Genomic DNA, 17,279 nt, shown 5'->3' with positions numbered 1-17,279 from the left:
GTGTCAGACCAGCTGTTTACGCTGGTTAGACGGCGGAATGGATAAAGACTCTCGATACTTCGCAACAGTACGACGTGCCACCATAATACCCTGATCGGACAGCATGGTGGTTAACTTACTGTCGCTTAGTGGCTTCGCGGGGTTCTCCGCGGCGATCAACTTCTTCACCAGGGCACGAATGGCCGTTGACGACGCTTCGCCGCCGCCCTCGGTATTCACATGGCTGGAGAAGAAATACTTAAGCTCAAATATACCGCGTGGACTGTGCAGATACTTCTGCGTGGTGACACGGGAAATGGTTGATTCATGCATCTCGACGGCCTGGGCGATATCCGCCAGTACCATCGGTTTCATATACTCTTCGCCCTGCTCAAAGAACGCCTGCTGCTGTTCGACAATACAGCGGCTGACGCGTAGCAGCGTATCATTTCGGCTCTCCAGACTTTTGATCAGCCATCGCGCTTCCTGAAGATTGCTGCGAATATATTGATTGTCCGAGTCGTTACGCGCGCTGGTGCACATGGAGGCATACTGCTGGTTGATTTGCAGGCGAGGGATGCTGTCTGAATTCAGTTCAACGACCCAGCGGTCATTGTGTTTTCTGACCAGCACGTCCGGGATGACGTACTCGGGCTCGCTGGTCTGGATCGACTGTCCCGGGCGCGGATCGAGCGACTGGATCAGATTCACCGCTTCTTTCAGCACCTCTTCCTTCAGCCGCGTGACGCGCATCAGGCTGCGGAAATCGTGGTTGGCCAACAGATCCAGATGATCGCTGATGATTAAGCGCGCCTCGTCGATCCATGGCGTCTCTTTGCTGAACTGAGAAAGCTGGATCAGCAGACAGTCACGCAGATCTTTTGCGGCCACGCCTACCGGATCGAAACGCTGGATGCGCTTCAGAACGGCTTCGACTTCCTCAAGCTCAATCTCGTCGTCGCCCATGCTTTCCAGAATATCGTCCAGCGTGACGGTCAAATAGCCGGTGTCGTCAACGGCATCGACAATGGACGTGGCAATCGCGCGGTCGGTATCGGAGAAGGGGGTGAGTTCCACCTGCCACATCAGGTAATCCTGCAGTGACTGGGTGGTTTCGCCCTGATATACCGGTAGCTCATCATCCTGGTAGTCTGCACGCGTACCGGAAGGGGTTCCAGCGGTGTAGATTTCATCCCAGCTGGCATCCAGCGGTAGCTCGTCGGGCATCTCTTTTTGTTCGAGTGCATCCGCGGTGTCGAGCGCTTCTGTATCCTGTGACTGCTGAGTATCTACCTCGTCATGAAGATCGGTTTGTTCCAGCAGGGGGTTGCTGTCCAGCGCCTGCTGGAGCTCCTGCTGAAGTTCTAACGTGGACAGCTGCAACAGGCGAATTGCCTGCTGTAGCTGCGGCGTCATCGCCAGTTGTTGGCTGAGCCTTAATTGCAAACCTTGCTTCATGTTCAGAGCATTTTTCTCCGGTTCGGCGTTACGTTATCTCTACCCTATCAGAGTCTGAAGTCTTCCCCAAGATAGACGCGCTTAACATGATCGTCTTCGAGGATCTGCTGCGGCGTACCGTGGGCGATCAGATTGCCCTGGCTCACAATATACGCGCGTTCACACACGGCCAGCGTTTCACGGACGTTGTGGTCGGTGATCAGTACGCCAAGCCCGCTGTCACGCAGGTGTTCAATGATGCGTTTTATGTCGATAACCGAGATCGGGTCAACGCCAGCAAACGGTTCATCCAGAAGGATAAATTTCGGGTTTGCGGCCAGCGCACGCGCAATCTCAACGCGACGGCGTTCACCCCCGGAGAGTGCCTGACCGAGGCTGTCGCGCAGATGCTCAATGTGGAACTCTTCCATCAGCTCGTTGGCACGATCCTGACGCTGCTCGCTGGTCAGATCGTTACGAATTTGCAGGACCGCCATCAGGTTATCGTAAACGCTAAGACGACGGAAAATGGAGGCTTCCTGCGGCAGGTAGCCGATCCCGCGACGCGCGCGCGCGTGCAGCGGCAGAAGGCTGATGTCTTCATCGTCAATGATAATGTTGCCGGCATCGCGCGGCACAATGCCAACGACCATGTAGAAGGTGGTGGTTTTACCCGCACCGTTAGGGCCGAGCAGCCCTACAATTTCGCCGGAGTTGACGGTCAGACTGACATCTTCTACGACACGGCGGCCCTTGTAGGCCTTCGCGAGATTTTTTGCAGTTAATGTTGCCATAACGAATTAGTTACTCTTCTTCTGTGCCGGGGCCTGGCCTTTGCCTTTGTCCTGCAGCTGCGACGGAACCAGTACGGTCGTGACGCGTTTGCCTTTCTCGCTGGAAGCCTGCATTTTTTGCTCTTTCACCAGATAGGTTATCTGGTCGCCGGTAATGTTGCTGTCCAGCTGTTCCAGATACGCGTTTCCGGTCAGGATGACCAGGTCCTTCGCCAGCTCATAGTGCATATGCGAGGCGTGACCTTTCACCGGCTTGCCGTTGTCCTGCATCTGGTAGAAGGTTGCCGGGTTGCCGTAACCATCAATGATCTCTTTGCCCTGCTCGCCACCCGGACGGGTCACGACCACTTTGTCGGCGTTAATTTTGATGGTGCCCTGAGTCATGACGACGTTACCCGTGAAGGTGACGACGTTGCCCTGCATATCGAGAGACTGGGTATCAGACTCAATATGGATCGGTTGGTCGGTATCGCCCGTTACAGCAAGCGCGGGGAGACTGGTCGCCAGCATCGCGCTGGCGATAATTACTTTAAGGCTGAGTTTGTTTGTTTTGAATTTCATAGGAGGTTCTAACCTTTTCAATCAGCTCGGCGTTCTTGCTGCGTAAGTTCCCGCGCATTCTCAAACCGCTGGAATTAAATGTTGTGCCATACAGTGTGACCAGATCCTGCGAGGTCACGTCCTGGGTTACCAGGTTAATCTGGGCATTATCCGTCGTAATTTTTCTCAGTTGCGAGTCAGCGGTCAGGGCGTTGACTTCAACGTGACCATACAGATAAAGCATACGGTCATTTGTCAGTTTTGCCCGATCTGACTTAATTGACCACGTCGGCACTTTGTCCTTATCAAATGTGGTCATGACAGGCTGGGTAAACCACGAAATACCGTCATCTGAAAAATATTCAACATGCTGGGCAATCAGGCGATAGTTCAGCGCGCCTTCCGGGCTGTAGACCACGGTGTCGCTGTGATCGCTTTTATAGGTTGGATCGTTATTGTTGACCACTTCCGTTTGCGTATCGTCGCGATCGGCAAGGTTCACGCCAATCAATACCAGTGCGACAAGCGAAAGCAAAATGATAATCCAGCGTCTGGTTTTACTCATATCGATTGCCCTTTGGCCTCATCAAGCTTGCCCTGCGCCAGCAAAAGCAGATCGCAGACTTCACGTACGGCACCATGGCCCCCGTTGATGTGGGTAACATAATCAGCGCGCGGGATCAGCAGCGGATGCGCATCGGCAACGGCGATGCTCAGCCCGACTTCAGCCATCACGGGCCAGTCAATCAGATCGTCCCCGACGTAGGCCACGTTTTCCGGTGCGATAGCCAGTTTACCCAGTAAATCCTTAAACGCCGCCATCTTATCGGATTGACCCTGATACAGATGGGTAATTCCTAAGGTTTCACAGCGGTCTTCTACCAGTTTAGCTTTTCGCCCGGTGATGATAGCCACCTCAATACCCGAGGTGAGCGCACAGCGGATACCGTAGCCGTCGCGAACGTTAAACGCTTTCAGCTCTTCACCATTATTGCCCATGTAAATCAGGCCATCGGAAAGTACGCCATCCACGTCCAGGATGAGCAGACGAATGTTTTCCGCCTTCGCCATCATCTGGGTGCTGACCGGTCCATAACAGGTTGCAAGGGATGCACCCGCATTACTCATTGTCTTATCCTTCATTACACTACGCCTGCGCGCAGCAGATCATGCATATGTACCACACCCAGCAACTGGTCGCCATCGGCAACCATCACTGAGGTAATGTGACGGGACTGCATCAGGTTCAGCACATCCACCGCCAGCGTACCCGGACGGACGCGGATACCGCCCGGCGTCATCACGTCGGCAATGCCGAGCGTGCGGACATCTACACCCATGTCGAACACGCGACGCAGGTCGCCATCGGTGAAGATCCCCTGAATTTTCATCAGATCGTCGCACACGACCGTCATACCCAGATTCTTACGGGTGATTTCCAGCAGCGCATCACGCAGGGAGGCTTCTTTACTGACGTGAGGGATCTCATCCCCGGTGTGCATAATATCGTTTACCCGAAGCAGAAGCTTGCGCCCCAGCGCGCCGCCGGGGTGGGAAAGTGCGAAATCCTCCGGCGTAAAACCGCGGGCTTCGAGCAGCGCGACGGCAAGCGCATCACCCATGACCAGCGCGGCCGTGGTGCTGGACGTCGGCGCCAGGCCGAGCGGACAGGCCTCCTTGGGCACTTTCACGCACAGGTGAATATCCGCCGCCCGCGCCATGCTGCTTTCCGGACGGCTGGTCATGCAAATAAGCGGCACCTGCAGTCGCTTCAGTACCGGGATCAGCGCCAGAATTTCATTGGACTCCCCGGAGTTGGACAGCGCGATGACGATATCCTGCGGCGTGACCATACCCAGGTCACCGTGCGCGGCTTCCCCCGGATGTACAAAGAAGGAAGAGGTTCCGGTGCTGGCAAACGTTGCCGCCATTTTGCGTCCAATGTGGCCGGACTTACCCATCCCCATCACCACGACTTTGCCGGCACAGTAGAACATCTTCTCACATGCCAGACTAAAATCCTGATTAATGTACTGATCTAACTGCGCCAGACCTTCACGTTCAATCTCCAGAACCTCTTTGCCTGCTTTCTGAAAGTCAAAACCCGGCTGCAATTCTATTTGCGACATAATGCGTTTCCGTTTACCCAGAGAGAAGAGGCGAGAGCCAGTACAGCATCGCCATCCATACGATAAATCCACCCGTCAGCAGCGCGCCTGCGCCTTTGCCGATCTGTCGTTGCCGCCGCCAGCAGAGCAGGGCAAATATCACGCTGACCAATAACATCACACCGTAGTCGCGTGATAACGCCAGGGGATTAAAGGGCCCTGGCGTTATCAGGGCCGGGAGGCCCATCACAATGGCGATATTAAATATGTTGGAACCGATGATATTACCAATGGCAATGTCATCCTCACCTTTCCGTGCCCCCGCAATGGCCGTGGCCAGCTCCGGCAGGCTGGTGCCGATGGCAATCACCGTCAGGCCAATGGTCAGTTCACTGATGGCGAAATAGTTCGCCAGCACGGTCGCGTTATCCACGACCATGCGCGTTGCCATCGGCATGATGATCAGCGCAACGCCAAGCCAGAGCAGGGCAACAGGCAGCGTGCCTTCTCGCGGCAGTTCGGCGACCTGCTCCCGCGTGAGGCTATCCAGACCCTGCTTCTCAGCCAGACGGGCGATTTTAACACTATACAGCAGCCAGATGACGGCCAGCGCCAGCAGGAAAATGCCGTCGCTGTAGCTCAGTACACCATCGTAAAATACGCAGCCTGCCAGCAGGCTTACGATTAACATTAGCGGCAATTCACGGCGCAGAACATCAGAATGCACGCGAAATGGATGGAGCAGTGCGGCCAGGCCCAAAATCAAGAGTATATTGACGATGTTGGAGCCAATCGCGGTACCTACTGCCAGGTCTAACTGACCATGCAGCGATGCCGAGACAGAGACGATGATTTCAGGAAGCGACGTTCCCACACTAACCACGGTCATCCCGATGACGACAGGCGGTACGCCCGTCAGGCGACACAGGATAGATGCAGCAAACACTAAACGGTCAGCACTGTAGACCACCAAAAGTAAACCAATTATTAACAGTGCTGTTGCTAAAAGCATCAAAAGTCCTTTCTTCAGGTATACTCGTCGGTCCATCGCACGGGAATGGCTGGACTGCATACAGTCTGAGACGTAACGAATTCCTAATTTTGACTTTATGCGCCGGAAAAGTAAAACAAATGCCAGCTTTCGCTAACCTCAACGGCTATTATTCTGTAAAAATGCGGAGTTGAGGGCTGATTCAGGCGGCATGCCTTAACGTGAGCAGGGTAATAAAGGAACCATAAATGAGCCAAACGATGGCGAATTTAGTCGATGTTCGCGGCGTGAGTTTTTCTCGCGCCAACAGATTGATATTTGATGATATTTCATTGACCGTACCGCGTGGCAAGATCACTGCCATCATGGGGCCGTCCGGGATCGGTAAAACGACCCTGCTGCGCCTCATTGGTGGGCAAATCCCACCCGATCGCGGTGAAATTCTCTTCGATGGCGAAAACATCCCGGAGATGTCACGCTCGCGTCTGTATACTGTCCGCAAACGCATGAGCATGCTCTTTCAGTCGGGAGCCTTGTTCACCGACATGAATGTCTTTGATAACGTGGCCTATCCGCTGCGCGAGCATACCAGCCTGCCGCCTGAACTGCTGAAAAGCACGGTGATGATGAAGCTCGAAGCCGTCGGTTTGCGGGGCGCCGCGAAGCTGATGCCTTCGGAGCTGTCCGGCGGGATGGCGCGCCGCGCCGCGCTGGCGCGAGCCATTGCATTAGAACCTGATTTAATCATGTTCGACGAACCGTTTGTTGGACAGGACCCCATCACGATGGGTGTGCTTGTTAAGCTCATCTCTGAACTGAACAGCGCGCTTGGCGTCACCTGCATTGTGGTATCTCACGACGTACCTGAAGTATTGAGCATTGCCGATTACGCCTATATCGTGGCGGACAAAAAGATCGTCGCACACGGCAGCGCTCAGGCGCTGCAGGAAAATTGCGATCCACGCGTGCGGCAGTTCCTCGACGGTATTGCCGATGGCCCCGTGCCGTTCCGCTACCCGGCGGGCGACTATCGTGACGATTTACTGGGAATAGGGAGTTAAGCCACTCATGCTGTTAAATGCGTTGGCCGCTCTCGGACACCGTGGCATAAAAACCATCAGGACGTTCGGGCGTGCCGGATTGATGTTATTCAACGCGCTGGTCGGCAAGCCGGAATTCCGCAAGCACGCACCGCTGCTGGTGCGGCAGCTTTATAATGTCGGCGTGCTGTCGATGCTCATCATCATTGTCTCCGGTCTGTTTATCGGTATGGTGCTTGGGCTACAGGGCTATCTTGTTCTGACAACCTACAGTGCGGAAACCAGCCTTGGGATGCTGGTGGCGCTCTCGCTGCTGCGCGAGCTGGGGCCGGTTGTGGCGGCGCTGCTGTTCGCCGGGCGCGCGGGGTCGGCATTAACGGCTGAAATTGGCCTGATGCGTGCGACCGAGCAGCTCTCCAGCATGGAGATGATGGCGGTCGATCCGCTGCGTCGCGTGATCTCGCCGCGTTTCTGGGCTGGGGTGATCTCTTTACCGTTACTGACTATTCTGTTTGTCGCCGTGGGTATCTGGGGCGGTTCGCTGGTTGGCGTGCACTGGAAAGGCATTGATGCCGGTTTCTTCTGGTCCGCGATGCAGGACGCCATCGACCTGCGGATGGATCTGGTTAACTGCCTGATTAAAAGCGTGGTATTTGCCATTACGGTCACCTGGATTGCATTGTTCAATGGATACGATGCCATCCCGACGTCGGCGGGCATTAGCCGCGCAACTACACGTACAGTCGTACATTCGTCGCTGGCCGTACTGGGTCTGGATTTTGTGCTCACCGCACTGATGTTTGGGAATTGAGTTCATGCAAACGAGAAAAAATGAAATTTGGGTCGGTGTATTCCTGTTGCTGGCGCTGCTGGCCGCGCTGTTTATCTGCCTGAGAGCGGCGGATATCACGTCTGTGCGCACCGAGCCGACGTATCGCATCTATGCCACCTTCGATAACATCGGCGGGCTGAAGGCGCGTTCACCGGTTCGCATCGGCGGCGTGGTGATCGGACGCGTATCTGACATTACGCTGGATGAGAAAACCTACCTGCCACGCGTCGCGATGGATATCGAAGAGCGTTACAACCATATCCCGGACACCAGCTCCCTTTCTATTCGTACTTCCGGTCTGCTGGGCGAACAATATCTGGCGCTTAACGTCGGCTTTGAAGATCCCGAGCTGGGAACGACTATCCTTAAAGACGGTAGCGTCATTCAGGATACGAAATCCGCGATGGTTCTGGAGGATATGATTGGTCAGTTCCTTTACAACAGTAAAGGGGATGAGAAAAAGTCTGACAATGTCCCTGCGCAGAGTGAAGACCATACCAATGCCGCGCCGACCCCAGGTGCTGCGAATTAATATCAGGAGAAGTCATTCATGTTTAAACGACTGTTAATGGTTGCCATGCTGGTCATCGCCCCTCTAACCGCCGCCCACGCTGCGGATCAGAGTAACCCGTACAAACTGATGGACGAAGCGGCGAAGAAGACCTTCGACCGTCTTAAAAACGAACAGCCTAAAATTCGTGCTAATCCTGATTATCTGCGCGACGTCGTTGACCAGGAACTGCTGCCGTACGTGCAGATTAAATATGCGGGGGCGCTGGTGCTGGGACGTTATTACAAAGACGCGACCCCTGCGCAGCGTGATGCCTACTTTGCCGCGTTCCGTGAATACCTGAAACAGGCTTATGGCCAGGCGCTGGCAATGTACCACGGCCAGACCTATCAGATTGCGCCTGAGCAGCCGCTGGGCGATGCGACCATCGTCCCTATCCGTGTGACGATCATCGATCCTAACGGTCGTCCGCCGGTTCGTCTGGATTTCCAGTGGCGTAAAAACAGCCAGACCGGTCACTGGCAGGCGTATGACATGATTGCCGAAGGGGTAAGCATGATCACCACCAAACAGAACGAGTGGAGCGACCTGCTGCGCACCAAAGGCATTGATGGTCTGACCGCTCAGCTGCAGTCTATCTCTCGCCAGAAAATTACCCTGGACGAGAAGAAGTAATGTCACAGCAACTCAGCTGGTCGCGTGAAGGCGAAACATTAAAGCTGTCCGGTGAACTGGATCAGGATCTGCTGAACCCACTGTGGGACAACCGCCACGAAGCGATGCAGGGCGTGACGCTTATCGATTTGACAGACGTCACGCGGGTAGATACGGCAGGTGTTGCGCTGCTTGCCCATCTGATTTCCGTGGGGAAAAAGCAGGGGACAAGCGTCACGCTTCACGGCGCGAGCGATAATGTCGTGACCCTTGCGCAGCTCTACAATCTCCCTCAGGACGTACTGCCTCGTTAATATTTTCAGTGCGTTACTTCCGAAAGCCCTGACTGTTTCATCGTCGGGGCTTTTTGCTTGTTTAAGACAACGCCACTTTGCTCTAAGATGTTGGGCTTGTTTTCACTATCAGATGATTAAGAGCCCATGGAAAATCATGAAATCCAGACAGTGCTGATGAATGCACTCTCCCTTCAGGAAGCCCACGTCACTGGCGATGGCAGTCACTTCCAGGTTATTGCTGTGGGTGAGATGTTCGACGGTATGAGCCGCGTGAAGAAACAGCAGGCTGTGTACGCGCCGCTGATGGAATATATTGCGGATAACCGCATCCACGCCCTGTCGATTAAAGCGTTCACCCCGCAAGAGTGGGCACGCGATCGCAAACTAAACGGTTTTTGAGCTGAGGGCGACAGGCCCGCAGCACGGTTGAATTTATAAGAGAGCACACAATGGATAAATTTCGTGTACAGGGGCCAACGCGTCTCCAGGGCGAAGTCACAATTTCTGGCGCTAAAAACGCCGCGCTGCCAATCCTCTTTGCTGCGCTGCTGGCTGAAGAGCCGGTAGAAATTCAGAACGTACCGAAGCTGAAAGATATCGACACCACCATGAAGCTGCTCACCCAGCTGGGCACGAAAGTTGAGCGTAACGGTTCCGTCTGGATCGACGCCAGCAAGGTGAACAACTTTTCAGCCCCTTACGATCTGGTGAAAACCATGCGTGCATCCATCTGGGCGCTTGGCCCGCTGGTAGCGCGTTTTGGTCAGGGTCAGGTCTCTCTGCCGGGCGGCTGCGCTATCGGTGCGCGTCCGGTTGACCTGCACATCTTTGGTCTGGAAAAACTGGGCGCCGAGATCAAGCTGGAAGAAGGTTACGTTAAAGCGTCCGTTAATGGTCGTCTGAAAGGCGCGCACATCGTCATGGACAAAGTGAGCGTGGGCGCAACTGTCACCATTATGTCTGCGGCGACGCTGGCAGAAGGTACTACCATCATCGAAAACGCCGCGCGCGAACCGGAGATCGTGGATACCGCCAACTTCCTCGTGGCGCTGGGGGCGAAGATTTCCGGTCAGGGTACCGACCGTATCACCATCGAAGGCGTTGAGCGTCTGGGCGGCGGTGTCTATCGCGTTCTGCCGGACCGTATCGAAACTGGTACCTTCCTGGTCGCTGCGGCGATTTCTGGCGGGAAGATTGTTTGTCGCAACGCGCAGCCAGATACCCTGGATGCGGTGCTGGCGAAACTGCGCGATGCGGGTGCGGATATCGAAATCGGCGAAGACTGGATCAGTCTTGATATGCACGGGCAGCGTCCAAAAGCGGTCAACGTGCGTACGGCGCCGCATCCGGCGTTCCCTACGGACATGCAGGCACAGTTCACCCTGTTGAACCTGGTTGCCGAAGGCACTGGCTTCATCACAGAAACCATTTTCGAGAACCGCTTTATGCACGTACCGGAGCTGATCCGTATGGGCGCGCATGCTGAGATCGAAAGTAATACCGTGATCTGCCACGGCGTTGAGAAACTGTCAGGTGCTCAGGTGATGGCAACCGATCTGCGTGCGTCTGCAAGCCTGGTGCTGGCGGGTTGTATCGCGGAAGGTACAACCATCGTGGACCGTATCTATCACATCGATCGTGGTTATGAGCGTATCGAAGATAAACTGCGCGCGCTGGGTGCCAACATCGAGCGTGTGAAGGGCGAGTAATCGTTCCGGCAGCCCCCTGCCAGCAATGACCGGGGGGTTGCTGTTCCTGTCAAAAACGCGTTATTCCTGCGGTTCTCTTTTTACCTTTCTCTGGCGAATCATGCGCGATCTGTCGATAAATTCATGGGTAATGGGATCGTGGTAGCGCGAAGGCCAAATTACCCACGGATGCGTATCCAGCGCCGTCGCGATAATTAATTCTCCCTTGGGCCAGGGGCGGGTGAGGGCGTTTGCCAGAGTTGAAGAACTCAGTCCATGGCGGCGGGACTCTGCTGCCAGTGAAGTGCCTCTTTTGCGCAGTGCGGCAATAATATCAGCCGTGTGCCAGTCGATAAATTTCGTATCCATAACGCCGTCCTTAAGTTCGGATTCACCTACGCCGTTTCTTCTGAAACGACGCGGTTACTATACCCATTTCAACTTCTTGTTCTAAAAAGTTCGCGTTACTTGAAGGGATATTCAGAATAAGACACGGCTTTATTCATGCGGTCTCTAAACCGATGAATTTACATGAACACGGAATTTACAGGTGTGTACTGGAATCTCCCCGCTATCGCTGCGGGGAGAAACAAGGGGATTAACGGTCGCGCTGAACGGCGATGTGAGCAAGACCAATCAGTGCATCGCGCCATGGGCTGTCTGGAATGACCTGAAGCGCTTCGATGGCTTTGTCGGCTTCTTCTTCCGCACGCTGACGCGTCCATTCCAGCGATCCGCAGATAGCCATGGTTTCCAGTACAGGTTCCAGAAGATGGCGGCCATTTCCCTGCTCAATCGCTTCACGGATCATTTTCGCCTGGTCGGCTGTTCCATTGCGCATAGCATGAAGCAGCGGCAGAGTTGGTTTGCCTTCGTTCAGGTCATCGCCCACGTTTTTGCCGAGCGTCTCGCCGTCCGCACTGTAGTCCAGCAAATCATCAATCAGCTGGAATGCCGTACCCAGATAGCGGCCATAGTCCTGCAGGCCTTTTTCCTGTGCTTCGGTACAGTCAGCCAGAATGCCGGAACACTGGGCAGCCGCTTCAAAGAGGCGCGCAGTTTTGCTGTAGATGACGCGCATGTAGTTTTCTTCGGTAATGTCAGGGTCGTTGACGTTCATCAGCTGCAGCACTTCGCCTTCAGCAATGACGTTTACGGCTTCGGACATCACTTCCAGCACTTTCAGTGAGCCCAGGCTGGTCATCATCTGGAAGGCACGGGTATAGATAAAATCCCCCACCAGGACGCTGGCTGCGTTTCCGAAAGCGGCGTTTGCCGTGGCTTTGCCACGACGCATATCCGATTCATCCACAACATCGTCATGCAGAAGCGTCGCCGTGTGAATAAATTCGATGAGCGCTGCGATAGTGATGTGAGCATTTCCCTGATAGCCAACGGCTCTGGCAGCCAGAATAGCAATCATCGGACGAATGCGTTTACCGCCGCCGCTGACGATGTAATAGCCCAACTGATTGATCAGCTGAACGTCAGAGTTGAGTTGCTCCAGGATTGCTGCATTCACACCCGCCATATCTTGCGCGGTTAACTCGTTGATTTTTTCTAAATTCATCGCAAAAGCCGGGCTTTTTATCCTGTTGATCCCATCTTCAATGGGGTAACGAAGGGTTTCGGTTTATCAATAGTAGTGCTGATTGTACTGAAAAAACGGCACAGATAAACGTTACCGTACGTGTTGTGTTTTTTTTCTTCATGTATTGACGGTAGCACTTGTCAAAGGCTCGCGTTTTGCGTAATATTCGCGCCCTATTGTGAATATTTATAGCGCACTCTGATTCATACGAGGATGTGCGCGGAAGCGGAGTTTATATGTACGCGGTTTTCCAAAGTGGTGGTAAACAACACCGAGTAAGCGAAGGTCAGACCGTTCGCCTGGAAAAGCTGGACATCGCAACTGGCGAATCTGTTGAGTTCGCAGAAGTTCTGATGATCGCAAACGGTGAAGAAGTCAAAATCGGCGTTCCTTTCGTTGATGGCGGCGTTATCAAAGCTGAAGTTGTTGCACACGGTCGTGGCGAGAAAGTTAAAATCGTTAAGTTTCGTCGTCGTAAGCACTACCGTAAGCAGCAGGGCCACCGTCAGTGGTTCACTGATGTGAAAATTACTGGCATCAGCGCCTAAGACCTGAGGAGAGATTTAAATGGCACATAAAAAGGCTGGCGGCTCCACACGTAACGGTCGCGATTCAGAAGCTAAACGCCTTGGCGTTAAGCGTTTCGGTGGCGAATCCGTTCTGGCGGGCAGCATCATCGTTCGTCAACGTGGTACCAAATTCCACGCTGGCAACAACGTAGGTTGCGGTCGTGACCACACTCTGTTTGCTAAAGCAGACGGTAAAGTGAAATTTGAAGTTAAAGGCCCGAACAACCGTAAATACATCAGCATCGTTGCTGAGTAAGGTTTTCTCGGTCCGGTAACGGATTAAAGCCCCGCAACCTGTTGCGGGGCTTTTTACATTGGAAACCCGGTAATTTTTTCTGTAGGGAAAACGGGCATGAAGCAGCAGGCCGGCATTGGTATTCTTTTGGCGCTCACTACCGCAATGTGCTGGGGTGCGCTGCCAATTGCAATGAAGCAGGTTCTGGAAGTGATGGAGCCGCCTACGGTGGTCTTTTATCGCTTTCTGATGGCAAGCATCGGCCTCGGGGCCATTCTGGCTATCAAAGGTAAGCTTCCACCCTTGCGGCTTTTCCGCAAACCGCGCTGGCTGGTATTGCTGGCTATCGCGACGGGCGGTCTGTTCGGTAACTTCATCCTGTTCAGCTCTTCCCTGCAATATCTCAGCCCCACGGCGTCGCAGGTGATAGGTCAGCTTTCACCGGTGGGCATGATGGTCGCCAGCGTCTTTATCCTCAAGGAAAAGATGCGTGGTACGCAGATTATCGGGGCGAGCATGCTGCTGTGCGGTCTGGTGATGTTCTTCAACACCAGTCTGATAGAGATTTTCACCCGCCTGACGGATTACACATGGGGTGTAATTTTTGGTGTGGGGGCAGCAACGGTCTGGGTGAGCTATGGCGTCGCACAAAAGGTGTTATTGCGTCGTCTTGCCTCACAGCAGATCCTCTTTTTACTGTACACTTTGTGTACAATAGCATTGCTGCCATTAGCAAAGCCGGGTGTGATTTCCCAGCTTAGCGACTGGCAACTGGCGTGCCTCATTTTTTGTGGACTGAACACGCTGGTCGGTTATGGCGCGCTGGCCGAAGCGATGGCGCGCTGGCAGGCAGCACAGGTGAGCGCGTTAATTACGCTTACTCCGCTGTTTACGCTGTTATTTTCAGATTTGTTATCAATGGCCTGGCCCGATGTCTTCGTCAGACCGATGCTCAACCTGTTGGGCTATCTCGGTGCGTTTGTCGTGGTTGCGGGCGCGATGTATTCCGCCATTGGTCATCGTCTTTGGGGACGTTGGCGCAAAAATGAAGCGGTTGTAGTAGTCCCCCGCTCAGGCGAATGAGTTACGGAGAGTAAAATGAAGTTTGTTGATGAAGCGACGATCCTGGTCGTGGCTGGTGATGGCGGCAATGGTTGCGTGAGCTTCCGCCGTGAAAAGTATATCCCACGTGGCGGTCCTGACGGCGGCGACGGCGGGGATGGTGGTGACGTGTGGCTGGAGGCGGATGAGAACCTCAACACGCTGATCGACTACCGTTTCGAAAAATCCTTCCGCGCCGAGCGCGGCCAGAACGGCCAGAGCCGTGACTGTACCGGGAAACGCGGTAAAGATGTCACCATTAAAGTTCCGGTCGGTACGCGTGTGATTGACCAGGGAACCGGTGAAACCATGGGTGACATGACCAAACACGGTCAGCGCCTGATGGTGGCGAAAGGCGGCTGGCACGGTCTGGGTAACAGCCGTTTCAAATCCTCCGTTAACCGTACTCCGCGTCAGAAAACGATGGGTACGCCGGGTGATAAGCGCGATCTGCAGCTGGAGCTGATGCTTCTGGCAGACGTGGGCATGCTGGGTATGCCAAACGCCGGTAAATCGACGTTCATTCGCGCCGTTTCTGCGGCGAAACCAAAAGTGGCGGACTATCCGTTTACCACGCTGGTACCAAGCCTGGGCGTTGTCCGTATGGATAACGAGAAGAGCTTTGTGGTTGCCGATATTCCGGGCCTGATTGAAGGCGCTGCGGAAGGCGCGGGTCTGGGTATTCGCTTCCTGAAACACCTTGAGCGTTGCCGCGTGCTGCTGCACCTTATCGATATCGATCCTATCGACGGTTCCGATCCGGTTGAAAACGCCCGCATCATCGTTGGCGAGCTGGAAAAATACAGCGAAAAACTGGCGAATAAACCACGCTGGCTGGTCTTCAACAAGATTGACCTGATGGACAAAGCCGAAGCGGAAGCGAAAGCTAAAGCGATTGCTGAAGCAATGGGTTGGGAAGATAAATACTACCTGATCTCTGCGGCAAGCCAGGTTGGCGTGAAAGATCTGTGCTGGGATGTGATGACCTTCATCATTGAGAACCCAATTGTTCAGGCGGAAGAAGCGAAACAGCCTGAAAAAGTCGAATTCATGTGGGATGACTACCACCGTCAGCAGCTCGAAGAGCTGGAAGCTGAAGAAGATGATGAAGACTGGGACGATGACTGGGATGAAGACGACGAAGAAGGCGTCGAGTTCATCTACAAGCACTAATGTCTGTCCAAAGCCCCCATTATGGGGGCTTTTTTTTATTCCAGCGTTGCGGGCAGCCAGCAGCTGGCGATCAAACCACCTTCAGAGCCATTCTCAAGCGTCAACCTGCCGTGGTGGAGCTGCACGATGCGCTGCACGATACTCAGGCCCAGACCGCTGCCACCGTAGCGCTGGTCAAGACGGCGGAATGGCTCGGTAATTGACTGTCGGTGCGCTTCATCAATACCTGGCCCCTGATCGATCACGCTAATCTGCGTTCCCCCGTCGACCCCGGTTAATGTCACTGTAATCGTTGTCCCTGCCGGGCTGTAGCGCCCGGCATTCTCCAGCAGGTTGCGCAGCATCAGACGCAGGAGCACGGCATCTCCCTGAACCGTGAGCGCGCTTTTAGCGGGCCAAATCACCGTATGCTCTTTGGCTTCATGGCCCAGGCCGAGAGGTTCAATGATATTTTCCGTCCAGCTCACGGTTTCGTAGTGTCCGCTGGCCATTGCCTGTCCGGCACGGGCCAGCATCAGCAGCTGTTCGACGGTATGCATGAGCTGATCGATACGGCTAATTAACGTCGCGGCCTGTGGTGCGCCTGACTGCGCCATAAGCTCCAGATGAAGCCGGATACCGGCCAGCGGCGTTCGAAGCTCGTGTGCGGCGTCAGCGGTGAAGAGACGCTCCTGCTGAATAGTATTGTCCAGCCGGGCGAGCAGCTGGTTCAGGGAGGTTGTCACCGCGCCTATTTCTTCCATGTCGGAATACATAGGAAGCGGAGTTAAGTTATCCGCCGAACGGTTAGCCAGGCTGTCACGCAGTTTATTCAGCGGTCGGGTTATCCAGGTGACCGCCCAGAATGAAAACAGCAGCGTGAAACCGACCATCACCAGAGAAGGGACGAGAAGGGAAGCGATCGCCTCGCGGATCTCTTTTTCGACATGGTTATTGCGGGTTTTTGCCGACAGCGTTTCATTCACCAGAAAACCAATCTGCTCACGGCTTTCATGCCACAGCCAGATGACGCTTATCAGCTGGAAAAATAAGAGAATAACCGCCAGCAGCACCATCAAACGCCGACGCATGCTGTTCATTTCTGGCTCTCAAGGCGATAGCCAACGCCACGGACGGTTTTTATTCTGTCCTTGCCGAGCTTGCGACGCAGGTTATGAATGTGAACTTCAAGGGTATTTGACCCCGGGTCGTCCTGCCAGGAGTAGATATCCTGCTGGAGCGTTTCTCTGTGCACCGTTTGCCCGCTGCGCATGATCAGACGCGTAAGCAGGGCGAACTCTTTCGGCGTCACCTCTACCGCCTGATCCCGGCGCAGTACCTGCTGGGTTTGCAGATTCAGCGTAATATCGCCGTCGGTCAGTAAGTTATCACTATGGCCCAGATAACGGCGAATCAACGCTCGTACCCGAGCCTGCAGCTCCGCAAGCGCAAAAGGCTTCACCAGGTAATCATCTGCGCCTGCGTCAAGGCCGGTGATACGATCCTCAATGGCATCGCGTGCCGTCAGGATCAACACCGGGTTGGCGATACCGCGGCGTCGCCACTGGCTGAGCAGCGTGGCGCCGTCTTTATCAGGCAAGCCCAAATCGAGGATCACCAGACTGTATTCGCCGCTCTGGATCAGGGCGTCCGCCTCCGCTGCGGTGCCAGCGCAGTCGAGAGCATAGCCTTCATTGGCCAGCCCCAGCGCCAGCCCTTCCTGCAATAACAGATCGTCTTCAACTATGAGTAGTTTCATCG

The 17,279-nt window shown here is 54.5% G+C and carries 22 protein-coding genes; 11 read left to right on the top strand and 11 right to left on the bottom strand.

Annotated features, from left to right (window positions below; all coding sequences use genetic code 11):
• Positions 1 to 3: 3 nt before the first annotated feature.
• From rpoN to INF68_RS07995, 7 genes are read right to left on the bottom strand one after another with little or no spacing between them, the layout of a single operon-like run.
• A complete protein-coding gene (gene rpoN / locus INF68_RS08025; RefSeq protein WP_023309360.1) occupies positions 4 to 1,437 on the bottom strand; it encodes an RNA polymerase factor sigma-54 in 1,434 nt (477 codons plus the stop codon).
• A gap of 47 nt (positions 1,438 to 1,484) precedes the next feature.
• A complete protein-coding gene (gene lptB / locus INF68_RS08020; RefSeq protein WP_023309359.1) occupies positions 1,485 to 2,210 on the bottom strand; it encodes an LPS export ABC transporter ATP-binding protein in 726 nt (241 codons plus the stop codon).
• Between the two features lie 6 nt (positions 2,211 to 2,216).
• Positions 2,217 to 2,771: a lipopolysaccharide ABC transporter substrate-binding protein LptA gene (lptA, locus tag INF68_RS08015; RefSeq protein ID WP_023309358.1), complete on the bottom strand. Its 555-nt coding sequence runs from the start codon at positions 2,769 to 2,771 to the stop codon at positions 2,217 to 2,219.
• On the bottom strand, positions 2,740 to 3,315 hold the full coding sequence (lptC, locus tag INF68_RS08010) for an LPS export ABC transporter periplasmic protein LptC (RefSeq protein ID WP_023309357.1): 576 nt from the start codon (positions 3,313 to 3,315) through the stop codon (positions 2,740 to 2,742). The genes lptA and lptC overlap by 32 nt, the downstream gene beginning before the upstream one ends.
• Entirely contained in the window at positions 3,312 to 3,878 is a 567-nt protein-coding gene (gene kdsC, locus INF68_RS08005) for a 3-deoxy-manno-octulosonate-8-phosphatase KdsC (protein ID WP_126785918.1), read from the bottom strand. Before kdsC ends, lptC begins: the two co-directional genes overlap by 4 nt.
• 14 nt (positions 3,879 to 3,892) lie before the next feature.
• Complete coding sequence (kdsD, locus tag INF68_RS08000; protein WP_023333606.1) at positions 3,893 to 4,879, bottom strand: arabinose-5-phosphate isomerase KdsD; 987 nt, start codon at positions 4,877 to 4,879, stop codon at positions 3,893 to 3,895.
• Between the two features lie 13 nt (positions 4,880 to 4,892).
• Entirely contained in the window at positions 4,893 to 5,870 is a 978-nt protein-coding gene (locus INF68_RS07995) for a calcium/sodium antiporter (RefSeq protein WP_126785724.1), read from the bottom strand.
• A gap of 227 nt (positions 5,871 to 6,097) precedes the next feature.
• Between INF68_RS07995 and mlaF the strand changes: the two genes are divergently transcribed.
• The 7 genes from mlaF to murA all read left to right on the top strand — a co-directional run bounded on the left by mlaF (position 6,098) and on the right by murA (position 10,891).
• On the top strand, positions 6,098 to 6,910 hold the full coding sequence (mlaF, locus tag INF68_RS07990; RefSeq protein ID WP_023309353.1) for a phospholipid ABC transporter ATP-binding protein MlaF: 813 nt from the start codon (positions 6,098 to 6,100) through the stop codon (positions 6,908 to 6,910).
• A 7-nt stretch (positions 6,911 to 6,917) separates the two neighbouring features.
• The gene (mlaE, locus tag INF68_RS07985; protein ID WP_010436044.1) at positions 6,918 to 7,700 is read left to right on the top strand and encodes a lipid asymmetry maintenance ABC transporter permease subunit MlaE; all 783 of its coding nucleotides are present in this window, start codon (positions 6,918 to 6,920) and stop codon (positions 7,698 to 7,700) included.
• Positions 7,701 to 7,704: 4 nt separating this feature from the next.
• Positions 7,705 to 8,253, top strand: coding sequence for an outer membrane lipid asymmetry maintenance protein MlaD (mlaD, locus tag INF68_RS07980; protein WP_109845839.1), 549 nt, complete (start codon positions 7,705 to 7,707; stop codon positions 8,251 to 8,253).
• Between the two features lie 18 nt (positions 8,254 to 8,271).
• On the top strand, positions 8,272 to 8,907 hold the full coding sequence (gene mlaC, locus INF68_RS07975) for a phospholipid-binding protein MlaC (RefSeq protein WP_033146748.1): 636 nt from the start codon (positions 8,272 to 8,274) through the stop codon (positions 8,905 to 8,907).
• Positions 8,907 to 9,200, top strand: a complete 294-nt coding sequence (gene mlaB / locus INF68_RS07970) for a lipid asymmetry maintenance protein MlaB (protein WP_109845838.1) — start codon at positions 8,907 to 8,909, stop codon at positions 9,198 to 9,200. Before mlaC ends, mlaB begins: the two co-directional genes overlap by 1 nt.
• A 126-nt stretch (positions 9,201 to 9,326) precedes the next feature.
• Positions 9,327 to 9,581 carry a BolA family iron metabolism protein IbaG gene (gene ibaG, locus INF68_RS07965; protein WP_008501458.1) on the top strand — a complete coding sequence of 85 codons (255 nt, stop codon included), beginning with the start codon at positions 9,327 to 9,329 and terminating at the stop codon, positions 9,579 to 9,581.
• A gap of 50 nt (positions 9,582 to 9,631) precedes the next feature.
• Positions 9,632 to 10,891, top strand: coding sequence for a UDP-N-acetylglucosamine 1-carboxyvinyltransferase (gene murA, locus INF68_RS07960; protein WP_023309349.1), 1,260 nt, complete (start codon positions 9,632 to 9,634; stop codon positions 10,889 to 10,891).
• A 60-nt stretch (positions 10,892 to 10,951) separates the two neighbouring features.
• Here the strand turns inward: murA and sfsB are convergent, their stop codons facing one another.
• Positions 10,952 to 11,239, bottom strand: a complete 288-nt coding sequence (sfsB, locus tag INF68_RS07955) for a DNA-binding transcriptional regulator SfsB (RefSeq protein WP_023309348.1) — start codon at positions 11,237 to 11,239, stop codon at positions 10,952 to 10,954.
• A 229-nt stretch (positions 11,240 to 11,468) separates the two neighbouring features.
• Positions 11,469 to 12,440, bottom strand: a complete 972-nt coding sequence (gene ispB, locus INF68_RS07950) for an octaprenyl diphosphate synthase (RefSeq protein ID WP_045355402.1) — start codon at positions 12,438 to 12,440, stop codon at positions 11,469 to 11,471.
• Positions 12,441 to 12,697: 257 nt separating this feature from the next.
• Between ispB and rplU the strand changes: the two genes are divergently transcribed.
• The 4 genes from rplU to cgtA all read left to right on the top strand — a co-directional run bounded on the left by rplU (position 12,698) and on the right by cgtA (position 15,539).
• On the top strand, positions 12,698 to 13,009 hold the full coding sequence (gene rplU / locus INF68_RS07945; RefSeq protein ID WP_003025032.1) for a 50S ribosomal protein L21: 312 nt from the start codon (positions 12,698 to 12,700) through the stop codon (positions 13,007 to 13,009).
• A gap of 19 nt (positions 13,010 to 13,028) precedes the next feature.
• Complete coding sequence (gene rpmA, locus INF68_RS07940; protein WP_004385076.1) at positions 13,029 to 13,286, top strand: 50S ribosomal protein L27; 258 nt, start codon at positions 13,029 to 13,031, stop codon at positions 13,284 to 13,286.
• Between the two features lie 96 nt (positions 13,287 to 13,382).
• Positions 13,383 to 14,348, top strand: a complete 966-nt coding sequence (locus INF68_RS07935; protein ID WP_023309346.1) for a DMT family transporter — start codon at positions 13,383 to 13,385, stop codon at positions 14,346 to 14,348.
• Between the two features lie 15 nt (positions 14,349 to 14,363).
• Positions 14,364 to 15,539, top strand: a complete 1,176-nt coding sequence (cgtA, locus tag INF68_RS07930; RefSeq protein ID WP_023309345.1) for an Obg family GTPase CgtA — start codon at positions 14,364 to 14,366, stop codon at positions 15,537 to 15,539.
• A gap of 35 nt (positions 15,540 to 15,574) precedes the next feature.
• Here cgtA and pmrB read toward each other — a convergent pair whose 3' ends face one another.
• Both pmrB and pmrA read right to left on the bottom strand, forming a co-directional pair.
• Positions 15,575 to 16,618 carry a two-component system sensor histidine kinase PmrB gene (gene pmrB, locus INF68_RS07925; RefSeq protein WP_109845836.1) on the bottom strand — a complete coding sequence of 348 codons (1,044 nt, stop codon included), beginning with the start codon at positions 16,616 to 16,618 and terminating at the stop codon, positions 15,575 to 15,577.
• Positions 16,615 to 17,277 carry a two-component system response regulator PmrA gene (gene pmrA / locus INF68_RS07920; RefSeq protein WP_126785725.1) on the bottom strand — a complete coding sequence of 221 codons (663 nt, stop codon included), beginning with the start codon at positions 17,275 to 17,277 and terminating at the stop codon, positions 16,615 to 16,617. The genes pmrB and pmrA overlap by 4 nt, the downstream gene beginning before the upstream one ends.
• Positions 17,278 to 17,279 lie beyond the last annotated feature (2 nt).

The sequence above is a fragment of the Enterobacter cloacae complex sp. P16RS2 genome, from assembly GCF_014982155.1.
Classification (GTDB): Bacteria; Pseudomonadota; Gammaproteobacteria; order Enterobacterales; family Enterobacteriaceae; genus Enterobacter; species Enterobacter cloacae_M.
This window is presented reverse-complemented; position numbering and strand designations above follow the sequence as displayed.